Below are 4,145 nucleotides of genomic sequence, written 5' to 3'. Positions count from 1 at the left end.
CTCCTGGACGCCCTGCACGAGCGCTTCCCCGCCCTGGAGATCGAGTCCTGCGCCGGCGGCGGGGGACGGGTGGACCTGGGGATCCTCGAGCGCACCCAGCGCGTGTGGGCCTCGGACTGCATCGACGCCCACGACCGGCAGAACATCCAGCGAGGCACCACTCTGCTCCTGCCTCCCGAGCTCGTGGGCACCCACGTCGGGGCGGGCCGGGCGCACACGACCCTGCGCGAGCTCGACCTCGACTTCCGTGCGGGCACGGCCCTGTGGGGCCACATGGGTGTCGAGTGGGACCTGGCCGCCGCCGACGCCGCCGCCCGCGAGCGGCTCGCCGCGGTCATCGCCCTGTACAAGGAGCTGCGGCCCCTGCTCCACACGGGCCTGACCGTCCACGCCGACCTGGCCCAGGACGAGGCGCTGCGCATCGAGGGGGTCGTCGCCCCCGACGGCACGGACGCCCTGTTCCAGATCGCCTGCCTGGGCCAGCTCGACGCCTGGCCCACGGCGCCCCGGCCGCTGCCCGGCCTCGACCCGGACCGCCGCTACCACGTGCGCCTGGCGGCACCGGCCTACCCCGAGCTGCGGCTGACCACCCCGTGGATGGAGGACGACGGCGTCGTCCTGCCCGGCTCCTACCTGGTCTCCACCGGCCTGGCGCTGCCGGTCCTGCACCCCGACCACCTCATCCTCGTGCGGGCCACCGCTCTGGACTGAGGCCGCTTCTCAGACCATCGGGGGCCACCGCTCCCTGCCGCACCGCCGTCCAGCACCCTCCCCTCATCACCGTCGATATGGAGACCCGATGTCCACATCAGCCACGGCCGTACGGCACCCCCGCCGTCGGCCCCGCACAGATGCCCGGCTCGGCCTGGCATTCATCCTCCCGGCAACGATAGGCCTCGTCGCCTTCTACATCTGGCCCCTCCTGCGGGGGATCTGGCTGTCCTTCACCGAGTACAACCTCCTGACCCCCGAGACCTTCACCGGACTGTCGAACTACCAGCGCATGGTCGGCGACTCCATCTTCTGGAACGCCGTCGTGGTCACCCTGGAGTACGTCGTCATCAACATCGGTGTTCAGACGATCATGGCCCTGGCCATCGCCGTGCTCATGCAGCGGCTCACCCAGTCGACCTTCGTGCGTTCGATCGTCCTGACCCCCTACCTCGTGTCCAACGTCGTGGTGGCCATGCTGTGGCTGTGGATCCTGGACAACACCCTGGGCATCTCCAACGAGATCATCCAGGCCCTCACCGGCGAGAGTGTCAACTTCTTCAGCTCGACGATGGCCATCCCGACGATCGCCTTCATCAACGTGTGGCGCCACATGGGATACACCGCCCTGCTCATCTTCGCCGGCCTCCAGTCGATCCCGGGAACCGTCTACGAGGCGGGCAAGATCGACGGCGCCAGCGAGTGGACGATGTTCTGGCGGATCACGCTGCCCCTGCTGCGCCCCATCCTCGCACTCGTGCTCATCATGACGATGATCGGCTCCTTCCAGGTCTTCGACACCGTCTCGGTGACCACCGCCGGCGGTCCGGTCAACGCCACACGCGTCTTGCAGTACTACATCTACGACATGGCCTTCGGCCGCTTCCAGTTCGGCTACGCCTCGGCCATGGCCGTCGGGCTGCTGCTCGTGCTGGCCGCCATCACGATCGTCCAGTACCGCATGACGCGGGCCGGGCAGACGGACCTGGACTGAGGAAGGACCAGATCGCATGAGCACTGCAACCACTGCCACCGCCTCGGCCCGGACGGCTCAGGACGCCGGGGACTCCCGCCGCCTGCGCCCCGGGCGCATCGCGGCCTGGGTCTTCATGATCCTCGTCCTCATTATCACCCTCCTGCCCTTCTACTGGGTGCTGCGCACGGCCCTGTCCTCCAACGCCGGCCTCGCCTCGGACCCCACGAGCCTGCTGCCGGTCGACACCAACCTGCGAGGCTTCGCCCGCGTCTTCGGCATGCAGTCCACCGAGGAGGCGATGGCCGACGGCGGCTCCGGCGCCGCCATCAACTTCTGGCTCTACCTGCGCAACTCCGTTGTCGTGGCCACTCTGGTGACCGCCGGACAGGTCTTCTTCTCCGCCATGGCCGCCTACTCCTTCGCCCGCCTGCGCTGGAAGGGGCGGGACGCCGTCTTCTCGATCTTCCTGGCCGCGCTCATGGTCCCGTCGATCTTCACCCTCCTGCCCAACTTCGTGCTCGTCAAGGAGCTGGGCCTCATCGACAGTCTCCTGGGCGTGGCCCTGCCGACCATGTTCATGACGCCCTTCGCCGTGTTCTTCCTCAAGCAGTTCTTCATGAACATTCCCCGGGAGCTGGAGGAGGCGGCGCTGCTCGACGGCGCCTCGAAGGTGCGCGTGTTCTTCCAGCTCATCCTGCCCATGGCCAAGGCCCCGATCACGACGCTGGCCATCATCACCTACATCACCGCCTGGAACGACTACTTCTGGCCCCTGCTCGTGTCCTACACCGACTCCTCCCGGGTGCTCACCGTGGCCGTGGCCGTCTTCAAGTCCCAGGCGCCGACCTCCGGGACCGACTGGTCCGGGCTCATGGCGGCCACCCTCGTGGCCGCGCTCCCGATGCTGCTGCTCTTCATGGCCTTCGCCCGGCGCATCGTCAACTCCATCGGTTTCACCGGGATCAAGTGAGGACCAGACATGCTCAACAACCTCATGCTCACTCGCCGCAGCGCCCTGACCGCACTGGCCGCCTCGGCGGCCGCCCTGGCCGTGTCGGCCTGCGGCCCCTCCGATGACTCCGAGTCCACGGGCACGGTGGAGTACTGGATGTGGGACGCCGGTCAGCAGCCCGCCTACGAGAAGTGCGCCGAGCTGTTCAAGGAGCGCACCGGGATCGCCGTCAACATCACCCAGATCGGCTGGGACGACTACTGGACCAAGCTGACCGCCGGATTCATCGCAGGCACCGCCCCCGACGCTTTCACCGACCACATCCAGAAGTTCGCCCAGTTCGTCGACCTCGACGTCCTGCTGCCTCTGGACGAGCAGGCCGCCTGGGCCGACGTCGACGAGGCCGCCTTCCAGGACGGGCTGCTCGACCTGTGGAAGGGAGAGGACGGTCACCAGTACGGCTGCCCCAAGGACTGGGACACCGAGGCGATCTTCTACAACAAGGACATGCTCGCCGAGGCGGGCCTGACCGAGGAGGACATGAGCGCCCTGGAGTGGAACCCCCAGGACGGGGGCACATTCGAGAAGGTGCTCGCCCGCCTGACCGTCGACCGCAACGGCGTGCGGGGCGACGAGGAGGGCTTCGACCCGGGGCACATCGCGGTCTACGGCATCGGCATCCAGGACTCCGGTGGGATGGACGGCCAGACCCAGTGGAGCCCCTTCACCGCGTCGGCAGGGGACTGGTACTACACCAACGAGCCGACCTGGGGCACCCGGTACCGCTACGACGACGCAGTCTTCCAGGAGACCCTCGACTGGTACTTCGGGCTGGTGGACAAGGGGTACATGAACCCCAACGGCGCCTTCTCCGACGCCACGAGCACCGACATCCAGCTCGGCTCGGGCTCGGTGGCCATGGCGATCCACGGCTCGTGGATGTTCAACACCTTCGCCGGCCTGGACATCAACGTCGGGGTCGCGCCCACTCCCGTGGGGCCCAACGGCACGAGCCAGTCCCTGTTCAACGGCCTGGGGGACTCGGTGGTCAAGCAGTCGGCCAATGTTGAGAACGCCTCGAAGTGGGTGGCCTTCCTGGGCACCCAGGAGGCCCAGGACATCGTCGCCTCATACGGGGTGGTCTTCCCGGCCATCACCGCCTCGACGACCAAGGCCATCGAGGTGTTCAAGGAGACGGGCCTGAGCACCGAGCCCTTCACCGCGCACGTCGACAACGGGACGACCTTCTTCTTCCCGTTGACCTACTTCGGGGCCGACGTGCGGGCGATCATGACGCCCGCCGTCGAGGACGTGTGGGCCAACCGGGTGCCGGCCTCGACGCTGACGGGCTACAACGACCAGGTCAACCTCCTGTTCGAGACCTCCACGCACGACGACTAGCGCCTCGTCGTGCCCACCCACCTCCCGCGGGTTCCGGACACAATGCACCCCGCGGGGGGCTGCGGGCCCCTCTCCCGGGGCCCGACGGGCCCGAGCCCGGGGGCG

General features: G+C 68.1%; 4 protein-coding genes. All 4 read left to right on the top strand.

The window, feature by feature from the left end; genetic code table 11:
• Positions 1 to 711 (top strand): alpha-galactosidase (locus Q4C85_RS02930; protein WP_303139354.1); only part of this gene is annotated, 711 nt, incomplete at its 5' end.
• A gap of 88 nt (positions 712 to 799) precedes the next feature.
• Positions 800 to 1,705 carry a carbohydrate ABC transporter permease gene (locus Q4C85_RS02925; protein WP_303139352.1) on the top strand — a complete coding sequence of 302 codons (906 nt, stop codon included), beginning with the start codon at positions 800 to 802 and terminating at the stop codon, positions 1,703 to 1,705.
• 16 nt (positions 1,706 to 1,721) lie between these two features.
• A complete protein-coding gene (locus Q4C85_RS02920) occupies positions 1,722 to 2,657 on the top strand; it encodes a carbohydrate ABC transporter permease (protein ID WP_303139349.1) in 936 nt (311 codons plus the stop codon).
• Positions 2,658 to 2,666: 9 nt separating this feature from the next.
• Positions 2,667 to 4,040, top strand: coding sequence for a sugar ABC transporter substrate-binding protein (locus Q4C85_RS02915; protein WP_303139346.1), 1,374 nt, complete (start codon positions 2,667 to 2,669; stop codon positions 4,038 to 4,040).
• Positions 4,041 to 4,145: the final 105 nt, after the last annotated feature.

Origin of the sequence: Actinomyces sp. (assembly GCF_030524025.1) — a bacterium.
In the GTDB taxonomy this organism is placed as follows: domain Bacteria; phylum Actinomycetota; class Actinomycetes; order Actinomycetales; family Actinomycetaceae; genus Actinomyces.
Note: the sequence above shows the minus strand (reverse complement) of the source record. Positions and strands in the feature narration are given on the sequence as shown.